The sequence below is a fragment of the Chloroflexus sp. genome (genome assembly GCF_034432675.1).
Lineage (GTDB): Bacteria > Chloroflexota > Chloroflexia > Chloroflexales > Chloroflexaceae > Chloroflexus.
In genome coordinates this window covers 1-19,032 of record NZ_DAOUBI010000192.1, presented here as the reverse complement: position 1 = coordinate 19,032, position 19,032 = coordinate 1, and the positions used below count along the sequence as shown (strand labels likewise).

General features: G+C 55.6%; 15 protein-coding genes and 1 pseudogene. 13 read left to right on the top strand and 3 right to left on the bottom strand.

Translation table 11 applies throughout. The annotated features are described in order from the left end of the window. Nucleotides 1-450 precede the first annotated feature (450 nt). The 12 genes from VAE55_RS14795 to VAE55_RS14740 all read left to right on the top strand — a co-directional run bounded on the left by VAE55_RS14795 (nucleotide 451) and on the right by VAE55_RS14740 (nucleotide 14,809). Complete coding sequence (locus VAE55_RS14795) at nucleotides 451-1,569, top strand: L,D-transpeptidase (protein ID WP_322816511.1); 1,119 nt, start codon at nucleotides 451-453, stop codon at nucleotides 1,567-1,569. 277 nt (nucleotides 1,570-1,846) lie between these two features. Beyond that, nucleotides 1,847-2,980 (top strand): hypothetical protein, encoded by a 1,134-nt coding sequence (locus tag VAE55_RS14790; protein ID WP_322816510.1) that lies wholly within the window; start codon nucleotides 1,847-1,849, stop codon nucleotides 2,978-2,980. Between the two features lie 109 nt (nucleotides 2,981-3,089). Continuing rightward, a complete protein-coding gene (locus VAE55_RS14785; protein ID WP_322816509.1) occupies nucleotides 3,090-4,280 on the top strand; it encodes a response regulator in 1,191 nt (396 codons plus the stop codon). Between the two features lie 1,473 nt (nucleotides 4,281-5,753). Further along, nucleotides 5,754-6,692, top strand: a complete 939-nt coding sequence (gene atpB, locus VAE55_RS14780; protein WP_322816508.1) for a F0F1 ATP synthase subunit A — start codon at nucleotides 5,754-5,756, stop codon at nucleotides 6,690-6,692. 80 nt (nucleotides 6,693-6,772) lie between these two features. Continuing rightward, a complete protein-coding gene (gene atpE / locus VAE55_RS14775; protein WP_322816507.1) occupies nucleotides 6,773-7,003 on the top strand; it encodes an ATP synthase F0 subunit C in 231 nt (76 codons plus the stop codon). A 29-nt stretch (nucleotides 7,004-7,032) separates the two neighbouring features. Continuing rightward, the gene (locus VAE55_RS14770) at nucleotides 7,033-7,527 is read left to right on the top strand and encodes a F0F1 ATP synthase subunit B (RefSeq protein WP_322816506.1); all 495 of its coding nucleotides are present in this window, start codon (nucleotides 7,033-7,035) and stop codon (nucleotides 7,525-7,527) included. 45 nt (nucleotides 7,528-7,572) lie between these two features. Then, entirely contained in the window at nucleotides 7,573-8,046 is a 474-nt protein-coding gene (gene atpH, locus VAE55_RS14765) for an ATP synthase F1 subunit delta (RefSeq protein ID WP_322816505.1), read from the top strand. A 53-nt stretch (nucleotides 8,047-8,099) separates the two neighbouring features. Beyond that, nucleotides 8,100-9,668, top strand: a complete 1,569-nt coding sequence (gene atpA / locus VAE55_RS14760) for a F0F1 ATP synthase subunit alpha (protein WP_322816504.1) — start codon at nucleotides 8,100-8,102, stop codon at nucleotides 9,666-9,668. A gap of 65 nt (nucleotides 9,669-9,733) precedes the next feature. After that, a complete protein-coding gene (locus VAE55_RS14755; protein ID WP_012258894.1) occupies nucleotides 9,734-10,606 on the top strand; it encodes a F0F1 ATP synthase subunit gamma in 873 nt (290 codons plus the stop codon). Nucleotides 10,607-10,624: 18 nt separating this feature from the next. Continuing rightward, nucleotides 10,625-12,040 carry a F0F1 ATP synthase subunit beta gene (gene atpD / locus VAE55_RS14750; protein ID WP_322816503.1) on the top strand — a complete coding sequence of 472 codons (1,416 nt, stop codon included), beginning with the start codon at nucleotides 10,625-10,627 and terminating at the stop codon, nucleotides 12,038-12,040. A gap of 69 nt (nucleotides 12,041-12,109) precedes the next feature. Further along, a complete protein-coding gene (locus tag VAE55_RS14745) occupies nucleotides 12,110-12,529 on the top strand; it encodes a F0F1 ATP synthase subunit epsilon (RefSeq protein ID WP_012258892.1) in 420 nt (139 codons plus the stop codon). Nucleotides 12,530-13,798: 1,269 nt separating this feature from the next. Continuing rightward, nucleotides 13,799-14,809, top strand: a complete 1,011-nt coding sequence (locus VAE55_RS14740) for a rod shape-determining protein (protein ID WP_322816502.1) — start codon at nucleotides 13,799-13,801, stop codon at nucleotides 14,807-14,809. A gap of 80 nt (nucleotides 14,810-14,889) precedes the next feature. On the opposite strand, the gene VAE55_RS14735 is transcribed toward VAE55_RS14740, so the two are convergent. Then, complete coding sequence (locus VAE55_RS14735) at nucleotides 14,890-15,870, bottom strand: DinB family protein (protein WP_322816501.1); 981 nt, start codon at nucleotides 15,868-15,870, stop codon at nucleotides 14,890-14,892. 28 nt (nucleotides 15,871-15,898) lie between these two features. Further along, nucleotides 15,899-16,318 (bottom strand): VOC family protein, encoded by a 420-nt coding sequence (locus VAE55_RS14730; protein ID WP_322816500.1) that lies wholly within the window; start codon nucleotides 16,316-16,318, stop codon nucleotides 15,899-15,901. 108 nt (nucleotides 16,319-16,426) lie between these two features. On the opposite strand from VAE55_RS14730, the gene VAE55_RS14725 reads away from it, so the two are divergent. Next, a complete protein-coding gene (locus tag VAE55_RS14725; protein WP_322816499.1) occupies nucleotides 16,427-18,607 on the top strand; it encodes an ATP-binding protein in 2,181 nt (726 codons plus the stop codon). A 157-nt stretch (nucleotides 18,608-18,764) separates the two neighbouring features. On the opposite strand, the pseudogene VAE55_RS14720 reads toward VAE55_RS14725, so the two are convergent. Then, nucleotides 18,765-19,032, bottom strand: a pseudogene (locus VAE55_RS14720) (hypothetical protein); the annotation flags it as partial.

The following is a 19,032-nucleotide window of genomic DNA, read 5'->3' as shown; positions in this document are numbered from 1 at the left end:
GTGTCGCGACGTTTGGAGTGCGACAGCCATGCTGCCGCGCCAACCGTGCTCGCGATCTGGCACGTGTCAGATCGTTGACCCGGCTGGTCACGCGAATGCCGGGTGTGCTCGTCACGATCATGGAAGCGGTCGGCAATGAATGTAATACCTTCCTAGTAGATGTTTTTTTGAAACAGGTTCTTATGCCCTCACACCGTCACATCCCGGCTGATCACAAATAAAAACCATATTGAAAAAAGTTTTAAGCAATTTTGAAGAAAATAACCCATCCTAACCTGATATAATACCTGCGTGATCGCCTGAAGTGAATAAGTACACAAGTCAACACAGGGAAAAGCCGCACATTGAGACGAGTCACAATCTCGCCCGAATTACACTACTTCTCGAACGGATGACAAACTCAAAGACGACAGTGTTTCCACCAACGAGAGCCATTGTTCAGAGTTGCCTATGCGGATTGGTCGCCACGCATCACCCACTCAATTTATCCTGGCCGGTTTGATCGGATGTAGCCTGCTACTCTGGTTGTACTGGATCAACCCGGCTACGGCAGGATCAGCGACCTGGTCAAAACAACTACCGGTCGTTCGCACCGTCTACTTTCCAGCTACCGGCCATCATCTCTCAAACCGGGTCGGCTTTCTCGATTTCTGGCGGGCTAATGGTCAGCTTCACACCTTCGGCATGCCGATCAGTGAAGAACTGGTCATTGATGGCCGGATTGTCCAATACTTTGAACGTGCCCGTTTTGAGTACCACCCCGAATACGCCGGCACACCTCAGCAGGTGCAGCTTGGTCTGATCGGACGCGAATGGCTGGCACGCCAGCCCACAATCCCTCCGCCCGCGACCGACACCGCAATCGGTGCCTTCTTCCCGGAAACCGGCTACACTCTGCGTGGTGAATTCCTTGAATTCTGGGAGCGCCATGGCGGCTTGCCGGTCTTCGGCTTTCCCCTCAGCGAAGAACGTGACGAGAACGGCACGCTTGTCCAATACTTCGAGCGCGCCCGTTTTCTCTACCGACCGGAAGCGCTCGCGCCTTTCTTCCGTCAACAGCAAGTCATCTACGGCCTCGATCTTGATAGCCTCTTGGAAGTTCAAATCGATGATCTCGGTCTTCAGATCGCCAAATTGCACGGCATCAACACGGCACCGGTTGCCCGTCTCGCTGGTGCTGTTGATTGGAGTCCCAGCTTATGGTCACGTCGCATTGAAGTCGATCTGACGCGCCAATACCTCTTCGCCTACGAGGACAACCTGTTAGTCTTTTCAGCACCGGTTGCCACCGGGCGTGACGGTTTTAATACACCACCCGGCGATTTCACTATTTATTACCGCTTACCTCAACAAACAATGAGCGGCTGTCTCGGTGGTGAATGCTGGTATGTACCCAATGTGCCGTGGGTTCAGTATGTCGTCGGTGGAGTGGCTCTCCACGGAACCTACTGGCATAACGCCCACGGCAGCGGTGTGCGGATGTCACACGGTTGTATTAACTTGCGGATCGATGATGCCCAATGGCTTTACGAATGGGCCGATCTCGGAGTACCGGTCAAGATATACTGACGAGACATACATCAGGTTATCTCACCAATGCTGTGAAAACCGTGATCGATAATTGCAGTAACGTAGTCCAGATATTAGCCGGTGGGCAATCGTTGCACAAACATTGCAAATGAAACGAGGCATGCATCACCAGGCGCAAAAGGCTCGTCATCTGACAGATCACTACTCGTGAACGCACGAGATGAACGCTGATAGTAAACTGTACCTTGCGTGTCCGCACTGCGAACATGGTATAATTGCGCTGAGTTAACACCCCTGCACCACACACGGAAACACTATGCTGTACGTACCCGATGGTGTACCGCCGGTTATCAAGAGCACGGTAGCTCGCCTTGATCGCACACTCCCCCAACCGGGGGAGATCCTGGTTAGACAGGGTAGTCGCGTCGAGCCTGAAGATATTGTGGCTCGTGGTCAGAAGCACAATCCTCCATACATGATCAACCTCGCTCAGGCGCTGGCGTTACCCCCCGATCAGGCTGCTCGTGCCGTCGTCGTACCGATAGGTCAGCCGGTAAATGCCGGTGCCGTCCTGGCGCACCGGCGCGGACTGCTGAGTCGCCGTGTCCTTAGCCCGGTTAATGGCATCCTCTACGCCGTCGATCCTGCAACCGGTTATGCAATTCTTCAGCCAGAACCACAGCAAATCACCGTAACTGCCGGCATTCGCGGTATTGTGATGGAAATCATCGATCAACAACGGGTAGTCATCGAAACCCCGGCAGCCCAAATCTTCGGGATCGCCAGCCTGGGAAATGATTGTTACGGTGTCACCCGCCTGCTCACCCTTGATCCGGGCGAGCCAATCACCGAGGCGATGATTGATGCGCAAAGTATGTATGCTGTGATCATTGGCGGGAGCGGGATCAGTGCTGCTGCACTCCGCAAAGCAGTTGAGAATCAGGTTCGTGGCATCATTATCGGCAGTATCAGCGAACAAGTCCTGCGTGAGTTTTTCCAATGGATCAAACACCTGCCTTTTCTTCCTGGTCTACGTAACTGGCAATGGGTTTCCCAGACTGACTCACCACTGACAATTGTGTTGACCGAAGGGATAGGCGGTGCACCGATGGCAACACCGTTGTTTGAATTACTTGCCGGCAATGATCGGCGCGAAGTCTACATCGAGAGTAGTACCAGTCTTCGCCATCCACACCGTCGACCACGAGTCATCATCCCCATGTCCCGGAGCAGCAACGCATCACTTGAACCACCACGGCCACCATTACGGATCGGAGCCACGGTGCGACTGCTCGACCACGATCACCTTGGGCGCATCGGGCGCGTGCGTAGCCTGCCCGCTCTCCCACAACGCATCCCTGCCGGTATACGTACCGCAGCGGTTGAAGTGTTGCTGGACAGCGGTGAAGCTATCTGGCTACCCAGAAGTTGTGTCGAGGTGATCGCGTAAACAGTGGTAATCTTGCCTCTAAAATTTGCTTCAAGTTGTAGCTATTTCGAGTATACTAGTGAACAGTAGTAGATGGTTTCTACGTTGAGCGATAGTGTGAGAGAATTCAATGACGTATCGTATCGTCGTAGTCGCCCGCGCTAACCCAACGCTCCGCGGCCTACCAGAGGCGCTGGCCGGCGACGCTGAAGTACAAATGTTTACATCGGCAAATGATGCCCTGTGGTCGATCAGTACCGAACCACCTGATCTGGTATTGAGCGAGATTGATCTTGACGAGATGAGTGGTCTTGATTTGGCTGAAATTGTGCCAAATTTTGACCCGAACACTCGTGTCCTCCTCTGGGGAAACAACCTGAGCAGCACTGACCGCGAACGTGCGCAAACGGTTGGCGTTAGCAGTGTACTCACCGGTGAGTTGAGTCTGGACCTGGTACGTCACGCAATCCATACAGCCCTTAACACACCACGAACTGAGTCGCTGCCGGCAACTCCAGCACCTGCCCCGGCGCCTACCGAAGCGGTACGTGGAGTAGCTAAACCGGTAGAGAGCACAACGACACCACCTGCAAAGAGTGAACCAGTACGTTCAACATTAGGTGAAACACCTACCGATTCATCGCCACGGCGGCAATTTACACCGGCACGAGTTGTTTTACCTTCCCGGGCTGAACGCGAAGCTGCTGAAAGAGCTGCTCGCGAAGCTGCCGAACGTGAAGCTGCCGAACGTGAAGCTGCTGAACGTGCGGCCCGTGAAACGGCATCGGCACGTGGTGGGTTGGCAGCTCGCTCACGTGCAGCCGCTGAACGCCGCACACAATCGCCGGCCCCTTCATCTGCTCCAGGCTCAACCTCAACCCCACCACCTGCACCGCCATCAACCTGGCGCAGCGATGGTCATAACCTGATCGTTACCGAGCAGAATATCGCAGCTATCCGCGGTGTTATGAGCCAGTTGGGGCAAGACCTGGGCACTCAAAGTATTATGTTAACTGATCGTGCAGGCATGATCCTGGTTGAAACTGGCGACAAGGGCAACCTGCCGTTGATGGTTGTCTTACCACTCCTCTCAACTGGCTTTTCAACCACCGGTGAAGTGGCCCGCCAGCTCCGTGAAGAAGATGCAACAAGCGTCTACATCCACGAAGGGGTAAATATCGATCTCTACTGCTTCGACGTAGCTCAGCGATTTCTGCTCGTGTTGGTTTTCAACAAGCGTGTCGCCAGCTCGAAGATCGGTGCCGTGTGGGTCAACGCCAAACGTGCCATCCGGGAATTGCGCGACGTACTCGCCCGCTAAAACACGTTCCTTCCCTGACCCCTGCTTTGTACAGGGTGTCAGGGTAATCCGCATATCTGTCATCAGCTGCATCACTTGAGTCACTCCCCCCACAACCTGACATAGCACGCTCTATCGGCGTGATGACCAGCCAGGTGTGAATGACGCCACCGCTGACGGCATCGCCACGTTCATCCGCTCACCTTGCGGCCATCCGGGTCGTGGCGGTAATCCCCACCGACTGTCACTACAGCAACAGATAATCACCGATCACGGCATATTCGTGGTCAGGCAGTGATACACACGCCTCACGCACAATGTGCGCTGACCGGACATCAGTTTGCCGTAGGGGCGGGTTCAGTAGGGGCGGGTTCTAAACCCACCCCTACTTCCTTGTTTGCCACATACCACCTGATGACTACCGCCAGATGTAAATGACGCTACTGCTGACAGCATCGCCACGTTCGGTCGGATCGTACCGCTGATCCCCATGGATTGTTACATCTAGGGGTGGACAGAAAATACAAACTAACATAGCGTCTACGTCATCAGGAAGACCTGAATCAAACCTCTGTCCTCCCCCTCCCGCGATGCGCTATGCATTACCCACAACCGGTGTCAACCTTGGGTATATCAGCGGGTATAATCGCCATGTATGCTGTTTTGGGCGACTGACCAGGTGACAGTGCACCGCTCAAGCCGTGCTATCACGTGCTGGATGGATTGCCGTACCCGTTCGTCACACATGTGTCGCACGGTGTGGAGTGCGGCAGCCATGCTGCCGCGCCAGCCGTATTCACGATCCGACGCGGATTGCAGCGGACTCCCGTGCCGGTACGTGCCCTAATGATGGGGATGGCTGAACGCAGGCCGGCAGCCTGCCCCACAGCGTGCTGGTGCCGGTGATGATAGAGGCGGGTTCCGTAGGGGCAGGTTCTCAACCCGTCCCTACGGACGGTACCTATACTGTTCACCTGACTATCCAAGGGATTTCACCTGACTATCCAAGGGATAAGGACAGTCACCGATCACCGCATATCCAATGGCAGGCAGTAATGCACAATCACGCAAGATTTGATACAACGCCCTTGTCGTCTTACTCACACCGTTGGGAACGTGATCAAGCCTGAGAACAGCCACCCGGCAACCTCAATACCTTGAGGTGAAGGATTTTACAACCACCGACACACCAACCCGCCTGGCCAAACGAATGAAAGACCGCAACCCACAGGAAGGGGAGAACGCCACCACTGCACCCTGCCATAACATCAGTTGCCCATCCCGCGTAGCTATGGTATACTCGCGTCGGCCTCGTAGAACTGCAAGTGAACCGGCCATCAATGGGGCAGGCAAGTTGCGAAATTTTGCGAGGTGTGTTATACTGATTGTGAAAGATCGAACAAAGAAGTTGTTGTTCGTACATCGGGCAGCAGCGCACAAAGAGCAATACCCGGGCGCTGCGTAGTTCCGACGTTGTCGAGCAGGAGGTAGGCGTTGTCAACGCGGACTCGAAACATTCTCATTATTGTAGGAGCGCTCATCATTTCGATCGCCAGTCGCTTCTTCCTCTACACCGGCCCACCGCACGTAGAAGTCGCCGCTGAGGTCATTTTCGACGGTATTCCCGGCTTTCCAATCACCAATTCATTCGTTGTTTCGATTATTATTGACATCTTCGTGATAGCTCTGGCTGTGGCTGCTACCCGCAACTTGCAAATGGTGCCACGCGGGTTGCAAAACGTCATGGAGTTCATCCTCGAGTCACTCTACAATCTCTTCCGTAACATTAACGCCAAATATGTTGCCACTGCTTTTCCGCTGGTAGCAACGATCTTCCTCTTCGTGCTCTTCGGCAACTGGTTTGGTTTGCTGCCGGGGGTAGGCTCAATTGGCGTGTGCCACGAGAAGAAAGAAGAGCATGCCGTTGTCGATGAGCGTCTGGCGCTGGCAGCACCGGCTGCTCCACTGAGTAGTGTTGTGGCCGCCGAGGGTGAGGAGATTCACGACACCTGTGCTGCCCAGGGCAAGAAGCTGGTTCCGCTCTTCCGGGCGCCGGCAGCCGATCTCAATTTTACCTTCGCAATTGCTGTTATCTCGTTCGTCTTCATCGAGTACTGGGGCTTCCGGGCGCTTGGCCCAGGGTATTTGAAGAAGTTCTTCAACACAAACGGTATCATGTCGTTTGTCGGGATCATTGAGTTTATCTCAGAGCTAGTCAAGCCCTTCGCGTTGGCCTTCCGTCTTTTCGGCAATATCTTTGCCGGTGAAGTGTTGCTGGTCGTGATGGCATTCCTGGTGCCACTCCTGTTACCGCTGCCCTTCTACGGCTTTGAAGTGTTCGTTGGCTTCATCCAGGCGCTGATCTTTGCTCTGTTGACCTATGCGTTCCTGAACATTGCCGTCACCGGCCACGATGAGGAGCACGCACATTGATGAGTTCGGGCGGAGTCATCCGCTAGAATGTTTGATATTGGGTTCGTCGCAGAATCTGCTTTTAAGGAGGCATCTCAATCATGGATGGTCTGAATCTCGTCGCTACCGCGCTCGCTGTGGGTTTGGGCGCAATTGGGCCAGGTGTCGGCATCGGTATCATTGTGTCGGGTGCGGTGCAGGCGATTGGCCGCAATCCTGAGATCGAAAACCGTGTCGTAACGTACATGTTCATTGGTATCGCCTTTACTGAAGCACTGGCAATCTTCGGTTTGGTGATTGCATTCTTGATTGGTTTCGGCGTGTTGCAGTAAGCGATTGCTCGTTACAGGAGGTTTGAAGGGTGGAAGCATTAGGTATAAATCCGACCCTGTTTATTGCGCAACTGATTAACTTCCTGTTGCTCATCTTCATTCTGCGCACGCTACTATACCGGCCGGTGATGAACCTGCTGAATGAGCGCACCCGGCGGATTGAAGAGAGTGTGCGGGATGCCGAGAAGGTGCGCGAACAATTGGCAAATACCAAGCGTGACTACGAGGCAGAAATTGCTCGAGCGCGCCAGGAGGCCGCTAAAATCGTGGCCCAGGCGCAGGAGCGCGCCAAGCAGCAGGAGGCTGAGATCATTGCCCAGGCGCGTCGCGAGGCTGAGCGTCTGAAGGAAGAGGCTCGTGCCCAGGCCGAGCAGGAGCGCATTCGAATGTTGAGCGAGGCCAAGAGCCAGATCGCCGATCTGGTCACTTTGACCGCCAGCCGTGTGCTCGGTGCAGAGCTGCAAGCGCGTGGCCACGATGCACTGATTGCCGAGTCGCTGGCAGCACTGGATCGCCGCAACTAACGTCGCAGACTGGCAGATGCCTGGTTTGCGTGAGGAAACGAGAGTATGGCAACGACCATTGATGCACGGGCGCTGGCTGCTCCGCTGGTAGAGGCGCTCTTGACAACGGCTGCTGAACAGATACGTGCTGCTGCTCCACGAATCGCCGGTCTTTCAGCCAGCGAGGCAGCCGCCGTCTTGCCGGCCGACCTGCTGCCACAGGTGCGCAATTTCTTGCTCACTATGGCTAAAGAGGGGCTGACCGGTGAACTTAATGCGGTGGCCGCTGCTCTGCCGGGGTATCTTGAAACCGGTAGCCGCGCAGTTGATGCCAGTGTCACCAGCGCGATTGAGCTGAGCGCCGAGCAGAAAGAGCGGATTGCCCGCGAATTGCAGCAGCGCTACGGCGATGTTCATGTCACATATCATGTAGATCCAACGTTGATTGGTGGTTTGATTATTCGGGTTGGCGATCAGGTGCTTGATAATAGCCTGCGTGCCCGCCTGAGCGCCATTCAGCGTGTGTTACAGGCAAGTTAGAGTCCAGCTCGCTGGGCCCGGTATCGCCGGCTACCAGCGCGACGGAGTAGAGCATGACGACGATTACTGAGGAATTGATCGCCCGGCTGAAGCAGGGGATCACAAGCGGCGTCGACCTTCAGCCGCGCCAGGTCAATGTCGGTACGGTGATTGCCGTCGGAGACGGCGTCGCGCGGCTGTCCGGCCTTGATCAGGTCGTCGCCTCCGAAATTGTTGAATTTCCCCCGAAAGCCGGTCGCAATGAGTCGATTTACGGTATTGCCCTGAACCTCGAACAGGATAGCGTCGCCGCAATTATTCTTGGTGACGATGAGACAATTGAGGAAGGGGATATGGTTACCTCAACCGGCCGAGTGATTTCGGTGCCGGTTGGGCAGGGGTTGTTGGGACGAGTGGTGAATCCACTTGGGCAACCAATCGATGGTAAGGGGCCAATCGTTTACGAGAAGACCCGCCCCATCGAGCGCATTGCCCCCGGTGTGATTACCCGTAAGTCGGTTGATACGCCGGTGCAAACCGGTATCATTGCCATTGACGCACTGATTCCGATCGGGCGCGGTCAGCGTGAGCTGATTATTGGTGACCGCCAGACCGGTAAGACGGCGGTGGCGATTGATACCATCCTCAACCAGAAGGGCCAGGGGATGGTGTGTATCTACGTTGCCATTGGTCAGCGTCGAGCACAAGTCGCCCAGGTGGTCGGAACGCTCGAACGATTTGGCGCGATGGAGTACACCATCGTCGTGTCGGCAACCGCCTCCGAGAGCGCTGCGTTGCAGTACATTGCCCCCTACGCCGGTTGTGCGATGGGCGAAGAGATTATGGAAAACGGCGTTATGCTCAATGGGCAACTGGTTAAGGATGCCCTGATCGTCTACGACGACCTGAGCAAGCACGCTGTTGCCTATCGCCAGGTGTCACTCTTGCTCCGCCGCCCACCCGGCCGCGAAGCCTATCCCGGTGATGTCTTCTACCTGCACTCTCGTCTGCTTGAACGCGCCGCTCGTCTGAACGAAGAGTACGGCGGTGGGTCGCTAACCGCATTGCCGGTCATCGAGACGCAGGCAAACGACGTGTCGGCCTACATTCCGACGAACGTCATCTCGATCACCGACGGCCAGATTTATCTGGAGTCCGACCTGTTTAATGCTGGTCAACGCCCAGCGCTCAACGTCGGTATCTCGGTGTCGCGTGTCGGTGGTGCTGCACAGACCCGGGCAATGCGGGCAGTTGCCGGTAAGCTGAAAGGTGAGCTGGCACAGTTCCGTGACCTGGCTGCATTCGCCCAGTTTGCCAGCGATCTCGATGCGACGACCAAAGCGCAAATCGAGCGCGGTCAGCGTCTGCAAGAATTGCTGAAGCAACCACAGTATCAACCGCTTCCGGTCGAAGATCAGGTAGCCGTGCTGTACGCAGCAACCAACAACTATCTCGATGATGTACCGGTGCCGTTGATCACTAAGTGGCGCGATGACTTTCTGGCCTTCTTGCGCACCGCTCACCCCGAGGTGCGGAAGCTAATCTACGACAATCGCCTTGATCGCAAGTTCCCGTCGCCTGAGGTGAAAGAGGCGCTGGAAGCAGCAATCAAGGAATTTAAGGCAACTAGCAACTATAGCTAGCAGAAGGCTACCGGCGAGCGTACCTGCCAAGCGCTCGCCGGTAGCCAGACTGCAAAGGGTTCGATATGCCGAGTAGTCGCGAGATTAAGCGCCGCATCCGCTCCGTTAAGAATGTCGCTCAGATTACGCGAGCGATGGAGATGGTGTCGGCATCGAAGATGCGGCGCGCCCAACGGAATGTGTTAGCTACCCGGCCATATGCCGACCGGATGCGGGAGGTAATGGCCAATCTTACTGCTCGAGTCGTGGGAGCGGCACGTCGCGGTACGTTGCTTGAAAAGCGCGAGACGGTGAAAAGTGTTGCGCTGCTGGTTGTAACGCCTGATCGTGGGCTTTGCGGGAGCCTGGTGGCGAACGTGCTACGTCGTGCCGGTCGCTTTATCACCGAGCAACGCGCTATGGGACGCACCGTTGATGTGTATACGTTCGGTCGTAAGGGGCGCGATTTCTTCTTACGAACCGGTTTTGCCCCGGCAGGTGAAGCAACCCGTCTCGGCGATGCACCAAAGCTCGAAGCGATCCTGGGTGTCGCAATTAGCGCCATTAATGGGTTTCAGTCGGGCAAGTATGATGAACTCTACATTATTTATAGTGAGTTCATTAATACGTTGGTGCAACGTCCGGCTATCAAGCAATTGTTACCGGTAGAGAGTCCTGACATCTCGACCACGACGAATGTTGATTATACCTACGAGCCGGGAGAAGAAGAAGTTCTCAATAGTATTCTGCCGCGTTATGTCGAAACTCAGATTTATCAGGCAGTTCTTGAAAGCATTGCCAGCGAACATAGTGCACGAATGGTTGCTATGCGTAATGCAACGAATAATGCCAAAGATCTGGTCCGCGATTTAACGCTGTCGTTTAACAAAGCGCGGCAGGCAGCCATTACTAAAGAGGTCAGCGAAATCGCTTCGGGCGCCGCTGCTCTCACCAGTTAATGACAAGAGGAGGAGCCGATGCCGGCCAAGGGGGTTATTCAAGAGATTATCGGTGTGGTCATCCGGGCCAAATTCCCGGAAGACGAAGTACCGGAAATCTATAATGCAATCGAAATTCCATTGGGGAATGGCGACCGTCTCGTCTGCGAAGTGCAACAGCAGCTTGGAAATGGCGTGGTAAAAGCGGTTGCAATGGGTTCGACCGATGGTCTGCGCCGTGGTCTTGAGGTCATTGATACCGGTCGGCCTATCGCGGTGCCGGTCGGCCCGGCTACACTTGGGCGCGTGTTCAATGTGTTGGGAGACCCAATCGATGGTATGGAACCTATCGGCCCAGAGGTTGAGCGCCGCCCAATTCACCGTGATCCGCCCAGCTTTGAAGAGCAGAATACCCAGGCTCAGATTTTTGAAACCGGGATTAAGGTGATCGACCTGATTGCGCCGTTTACCCGTGGTGGCAAGACCGCCATCTTCGGTGGTGCCGGTGTGGGTAAGACGGTGGTGATCCAGGAGTTGATTGCCAATATCGCTAAAGAGCAGTCGGGGTTCTCAGTCTTCGCCGGCGTAGGTGAGCGATCCCGCGAGGGAAATGACCTCATCCACGAAATGAAGGAAGCCCGGATCGACGAAAATACCACCGTGTTCGACAAGACGGTGATGGTGTTCGGTCAGATGAATGAACCACCGGGTGCTCGCTTGCGGGTCGGTCTGACTGCCTTGACCATGGCCGAGTACTTCCGCGATGAGGGTCGCGATATTCTGCTCTTTATTGACAATATCTTCCGCTTCGTGCAGGCCGGTTCAGAGGTTTCATCCCTCCTCGGTCGTATGCCGTCCCAGGTAGGTTATCAGCCAACGCTGGGCACCGAAATGGGTGAATTGCAAGAGCGGATTACGTCGACCAAGCGTGGTTCGATCACCTCGATGCAGGCGGTATACGTGCCGGCTGACGACTACACAGACCCGGCACCAGCAACGGTGTTTAGCCACCTTGACGCAACGATCTCGCTCGAACGCAGCATTGCCGAGCGAGCAATCTTCCCGGCGGTCGATCCGTTGGCTTCAACGTCACGGATTCTCGATCCCAACATCGTCGGCGAGGAGCATTACCGGGTGGCCCAAGAGGTGAAGCGTGTTTTACAGCGCTACAAAGACCTCAAGGACATCATTGCCATTCTCGGTATGGAAGAGCTGAGTGACGAAGACAAGCTGACGGTGCAGCGCGCCCGCAAGATCGAGCTGTTCTTCTCACAACCGTTTACGGTAGCTCAGCAGTTTACCGGTCGCCCTGGCAAGTATGTGCCGGTGAAAAAGACGGTCGAGAGTTTTGCCCGCCTCCTGAATGGTGAAGGCGATCACATTCCTGAGTCGTTCTTCTACATGCAGGGCGATTTCGATGACGTACTGGCCGCCTACGAGGCCAGCCAGAAGTAGGATTAAACCGGCGACGGCCAGCGTGCATTGTCGCCGGTTTGTATCTACGGCAGGCAGAAGGAGCAGTCTATGCCCATCCATCTGGAGATTGTCACCGCCGAGCGCGTCATCCTTTCGGATGACGTTGATATGATTAGTGCACCAACGAAAGATGGCCGCGTTGGTATTCTGCCGCGCCACGCTCCGCTCATGACGATTCTCGAACCAGGCGAGCTAGACATCATTAAGAATGGCGAGCGCACACCGTTTGCTGTATCCGGCGGCTTTATGGAGGTACTTCCCCATCGGGTTACCATACTGGCCGATACGGTCGAGCGGGCCGACGAGATTGATGAAGCACGAGCTGAACAGGCGCGGGCAGAAGCTGAAGCCCGCCGGCGCGAAGCTCAGAGCGAACGCGATATGGCGCTGGCCGAAGCAAAGTTGCGCAAAGAGATGGTGCGCCTGCGGGTTGCACAGCTCCATAAAATCAAGCGGCGACAGTCGTAGCAGGTATCTACCACGCTTTTCCGGTCTGGTGACCCCTTCCCAATCTTCAGGAAGGGGGTTTTGTTGTACGACTGAGCAGGAGTAATTCGCAGACACCACACCGAAGTGGATACCGTTCCCGGTTAGAAGTGCCCGTATCACAGATTTGGTGTGCGGAAGCCAGGTTTATATCAAACTGGTGTCGTAGCATGACTGCCGGTCACCGTCTGGCATATCCTGGGAGCGCTGGAAGCGCACGCCTCCGGCGCGCCTCACCACCTGCAACACACCGTAGGGCCTTCATCCAACGGCGTATCGCAAGCTGGAACCAGCTTGCGACAGCGGTAATCATCCGGTACCGCTAGTTCCCGCCCCCAGCGGGCTATGCATTCCCACAACTGGTGTCAACCACGTGCGTATCAGCGGGTATGATAGCTATAGGTGCTGTTGTGGGCGACTGGCCCAGTGACAGTGCACCGTGCCAGCCGTGACAACAAGTGCTGGATGAATTGCCTTCCCCGCTCGTCATGCGCGCGGCGTGCGGTTTGGAGTGCGGCAGCCATGCTGCTGCGCCAGCCGTGCTCACGATCCGGCGCATGGTACATCGTTACCCATCCTAGTCACGGGGGTGCTGGATGTGCTCATACCGATCATCGAGTCGGTCCGGCATGCATGCGCTACCTGCGCGTAGACGTTTAGTTGTACGAGGTTCGTGCCTGCGCACCATCGGCCACGGCCAGCACCTGACAGCGGTGGCGATTATGCCTCCACGCGGGCTTCCAGCCCGCGTCACGGGGAGTGCTTGCAGCCCGACCTAACGCAGCGTGACATGTGGGTAATGCATAGCCACGCGGGGGCGGGTGAGGGGGGTGTGTCGCAACGCACTGCTGGAGTCAGCCCCAATATCAATGCTTGCTATCCATACGGACGGTCACCGTCTGGCATCGCCTGGGAGTGCTGGGAGCGCACGCATCCGGCGTGCTTACCACTGGGTCAACGTCACATCGCCTGGGAGCGCTAGGAGCATACGCCTCCGGTGCGCTGCTCTCTCACCACCTGCAACACACCGTAGTGCCTTCATCCAACGGCGTATCGCAAGCTGGAACCAGCTTGCGACAGCTAGAGTCATCCGGTACCGCTAGTTCCCGCCCCCAGCGGGCTTTTCATCACCCATATGCTTAACACAAACTGACGTAAATTTGCTATAATACGGCGCGATTATACACGCTACCTTAATTCTGTCAGGGTGTAGCGTCCGTAACCAAACACATCACAGCAGGAATATTACGTATGGCCCGCAAAATCGGGATTGATCTTGGTACTGCCAATGTCTTAGTGTATGTCAAAGGTAAAGGGATCGTTCTCTCGGAACCATCGGTGGTTGCACTGAGCACCCGCGATGGTCGGGTTCGCGCCGTTGGCGCAGAAGCAATGGCGATGTTGGGCCGTGAGCCGGAGAGTATCGAAGTAGTTCGTCCGATGCGCAACGGCGTGATCGCCGATTATGTCGTTACTGAAGAGATGTTACGTCACTTCATTGGCCGCGCCGCAGGCCGGTTTCGCTTTTCACGGCCTGAAGTGATGATATGTATTCCCGCCGGTGTGACTAGCGTCGAGATGCGAGCAGTACGCTATGCCGCCCTCGAAGCAGGTGCCGGCAAAGCCTATCTCATCCGCGAACCACTGGCCGCCGCCATTGGCGCTAATATTCCCATCGCCCAGCCGTCAGGCAACCTGGTGATTGACATCGGCGGTGGTACCACCGAAGTGGCAGTGATTTCACTGAATGATATTGTGGTGAGCACCTCGGTGCGGGTCGGTGGCAACCGGTTCGATGAAGCGATTGCTACGTATATCAAGCGCAAATACAACCTTTTGATCGGTGAGCGGACCGCCGAAGCGGTTAAAATTGAAATAGGCTCGGCGCTGCCACTTGATAAGCCGCTCGTGACGCAGGTACGTGGCCGTGATCAGGTCACCGGTTTGCCGCGCACAATCCAGGTTGATAGCAACGAGATTACTGAGGCGATTCAGGAACCGTTGGAAGCTATTATCAATGCTGTGCGAGCAGTACTGGTCGAAACCCCACCTGAATTAAGCTCGGACATTATCGATAAGGGCATGGTGATGACCGGCGGTGGATCGATGCTGCGACGCATTAACGATCTCCTGACCGATGTCACCGGTGTGCCCTGCTATGTCGCCGATCAGCCGGCTTCGTGCGTTGCCATTGGTACCGGGCTGGCGCTGGAAAATCTTGATGTGCTCTACGATAGTCTGAGTGGGTTAGATTTAACGTAAGCGCAACTGAAACACTCTCATGCATGACGGGGCGACTGGAAGGTCGCCCCGTTACTATTTCTGACAATTGCCGGTGCCGGCTATGGATGTAGCACTTCCTGCGCAATCTCGATCACCTGATTGCCGCCATGCAACAAATTGTGCCGCATTTGCGCCAGTTCAATCAGATGCCCCTGTTCGTGCGTGACCACCCAGTTTCCTTGATGCAGCAGGGGGACAGGGCCGAATATCTCGTGGTAGCCGATGCGCTGCCAGGCAGCCTGGGTCAAACCGCGAAGCAGGTTGAGTGTCTGTTGTCGGCTTGAGGTGTACTGTTCGAGGAGATCAGCAATCGGTACCGTGCGATACTTCACGGCGTGCTGCAAGGTTGGCGGATGGGCTGAGGGCAGCCTGGGCTGGTTCGTCTCAAGAATCATCCACGCCCGCTCGCGAAAGACGATGTCCATGTCGGTCAGGTGGCCGATCAGGTCTTTGCAGGCCGGAAAGCCATTCACCGGGGTTGAGAGCTGTTCTTCGGTCAGATCGGTGACCAGATTCTGCACAGTGCGGAGTCCCTGTTCGAGGCGACGCACAATCGTAGTGGAGCCTAATGTCCCCATACAATCGACAATCCGAAAATCCAGAAACCCCTCACGCACCGTGCCACAGATGGAGCAGAATGGAGATGGATCACCTTCCATCAACTGACCACACGTACTGCACACAAAGAGATCACCTAACTCGGTGTAGATCAGATCGCGTCCCGCGGCCAGTGCTCGTGCTGCGCGCTCCAGTAACTCAGGTTGAAATGCGCTGGTACCGGTGACAGGGCCGGTGACAACGGCTTCTGGTTCGAGACCGGCAAGTGCCCGCTCAATGTTGGTTGTCGTCTTCGCGACTTCACCCAGACGCCGCAACGCCTGCTCGGCACGAACCCGTTTAACCGCTGCTGAGGCATCAAGCAAACGGGCAATGTTAAACAGTCGTTCACGCCGGGCCTGCCGTGCCCAGGCAGTGTACGCCGTATACCCGATACTCGTGCTTACCAGTAAGCGACGATGTTCTTCGTCATTCCATGTCATACATGCTGCTCCAGACGTGCTTGTTGACTTACCCGTGATGTGGGGAACGATGCTGCACCAGCTCAACCAATACACCCTGTCCGCCGGCTTTCGGATGGACAAACGCAACCAGTGTGTCGTGGATACCAGGACGAGGTTCACGGTCAATCAATGGTAAACCACGCGCCTGCAATGTGGCTAACGCTGCATAAATATCATCAACCCGATAGGCAATATGATGCATACCCGGCCCTTTTTCGCGCAAGAAGCGGGCAAAGCTGGCCTGATCGCTGGTTGGGGCAATTAATTCGATCAAGACATCACCAAAACGAGCAACACCGATCAGTGCATGGCGTTCAGGGAGTTCAATCCGCTCCCATTCGGTCACATCGTATGCAGTGCGATAAAAATCGATGGCAGCGTCGAGATCGGCTACTACCAACCCGATATGATCGATTGCCGTAAACATAGTTTGCTCCTTGTGTTCCACCGTAATACCGATGGATGTAGCATATCATAGCACAGAGTTATTACGAGATAATTGACAGCTACTCACGGTTAGCTACAATACACGACAATGACACACGAACCAGAAGACATCACAACCGGCTACTTGAGTGTGCTGAGTGCGGCTTCCCGTTTATTGCAGGAGGAATTGCCGCTGGTACAACGTATCCATCGGCTCTTCGGGCTTTTGCGTCTCGCAATCCGCTACCGGGATGCACGCCTGACCTGCTGGTTACAATCCGCACGACCCGGTGCGCATCGCCAGCAGATTTTTTCGCCGGAGTCGTGGGCTTATCCGTGGGACGATACCCTGACTCGTTCGGTAGCACTTGGTGGGAAGACGGTTATCAAGACGATTGCGCTCGGTAGTGCCGGTCAGCCAGATAAAAACTTGCCCGTGATCCCTGCCGGTTATCTGGGAGCACCGATCTTTTGGGGCGGCAGATTGTGGGGGGTTCTCGAACTACGCAACGACGATCTGCGACGATTTGCTGGCCGCATTAGCGAACTGATCGAGTCGCTAAAGCCGCTGCTGGCGGCGGCTATTGCTCAAGAAGGCGCTCGCCTATCTCAATTACCGACACCACGCTTTGCCGGTGAAACCCCTATTGGTCTGACACTCACCCCTTCACTACGCCAAAAGATGATCGCTCTGAATGAACAACTCGACCGTACCATAGACTTGCACGAACTGATCGGAGTCATCTTGCGCCGGGCATTGGAGGGGAGCAGTGCCGAAGCAGGAGCTGTTGCACTGGTTGATTATGACAAATGCGAACTGGTGCTGCACCTGTATGAAGGGTACGAAGCTGAGCATTCCAGGCGCGCACTTCCCACACTACCGCGGCAGCGGTGGAGTTGGGAGAGAGGTCTGGCCGGTCAGGCTGTCCAAATGCGGCGACCTTTGCTGGTGCGTGATGCAGGCGGTGAGCCGGGATTGCCGAACGCGATGCCATTTCTTGCCGAGCTAGCAGCACCGATCATTTCCGATAATCGGGTATTGGCGGTGCTCATTCTGCATAGTCGCCGGTCAATGACCTTTACTGAAGAGGTTCTGGCGTTTATTACCACTCTCTGTGAACGTGCTGCCCATCCGCTGGCCCGTGCGATGTCTTATCAGGCCGCTTACGAAACATCGTACCATCTTGGTCAGGTCTTCAGCAGTCTCCCGATAGGGTTGGCGCTCCTCGATTTGAATGGACGAGTTATCCGGGCCAATCCGGCCTGGAATCAGGTCTGGCGTTTGGATGCCCAGCCACAACGGCCGTCGTTCTACGTTGGGATTGATCTGGTTGAGCACTTGCTGACGCGACTCAACGATCCATTCCGGCTCAGCGAATTTTGCGATCTCGGTCAGCGCACCCCTGATCAGACGTTTGAAACAAGCCTCCAGCTCCGCAACCCATACCAGGAATTACACGTGCTCTCAGTACCAACCCGCGATAGTCAGCAACAGCTTACTGGACGATTGTGGGTGGTCAGTGATCGTACACGCGAGCGCGAGTCTGACCGGCTCAAAGATGAGTTTATCGGCATTGTGTCACACGAACTGCGCACACCATTGACCTCAATTCTCGGTTATACCGAGATTCTACTAAACCGGCAAGACCTCAGCTACGAGAGCCAGCGCGAGTTTTTACAGACGGTCTCTAACGAGGCAGAGCGATTGTTTAAGATGGTCAAAGATTTGCTGGATGTGTCACGGCTGGAGGCCGGTGTCGTAAAGCTGAACCGCTGGGCAGTTGGTCTGTGGCAGGTGATTGAAGAGCTGACCCTCCAGTTGCATACTCAATTGATCCATCACAAACTCTTGATCGATGCCCGAACGCCGTTACCACCTGTCTTTGCCGACCGTGACAAGGTCAAACAGATTATCTTCAATCTGCTGAGCAACGCCATCAAGTATAGCCCGGAAGGAAGTGAAATTCAGCTTACCGTGCGCAGAGCCAACGCAGACGACTTGCCGGCGACGCATCCGCCCGGTCAGTGGATGTTAATTGTGGTGCGCGATGAAGGAATCGGTATCAAACCTGAAGATCAGGCCAGATTGTTTGAGCGGTTTCAGCGCGTTGATAACAGCAATACCCGCCAGAAGAGTGGGGTTGGTTTGGGATTGTATATCTCTCGTTTGCTGGTCGAACTCCACGGTGGTCGAATCTGGGTAAAGAGTGTTGAGGGGAGTGGCAGCAGCTTCTCGTTTACGCTGCCAATCTGGACAGCACCAGCCAATGAACAGGCTCAGGAGCCATGAGCTATGCATTACCCACATGTCACGCTGCGTCAGGCCGGGCTGCAAGCGCTCCCCGTGGCGCAGGCTTCCAGCCTGCGTGGAGGCATCCTCGCCACTGCCGTCAGGTGCTGATCGTGGCCGCTGGTGCGTAGGCACGAATCTCGTGCAACATAACCGTCTACGCACAGGGATCGCATGCATGTCTGACCGACTCGCTGATCGGCACGAGCACATTCAGCAATCTTGTGACCAGGATGGGGAACGGTATGCCACGCGCCGAATCGCGAGCACGGCTGGCACGGCAGCATGGCTGCCACACTCTAAACGACGCGCCACGGGTAATGGTGGTCGGTAACGGTATCGACCCTGACACGTGATCCCACTGGGCGCAGAGCTGCGGGGTAACCGCTGCGATCTCCACGTGATCGCGAGCACGGCTGGCGCGG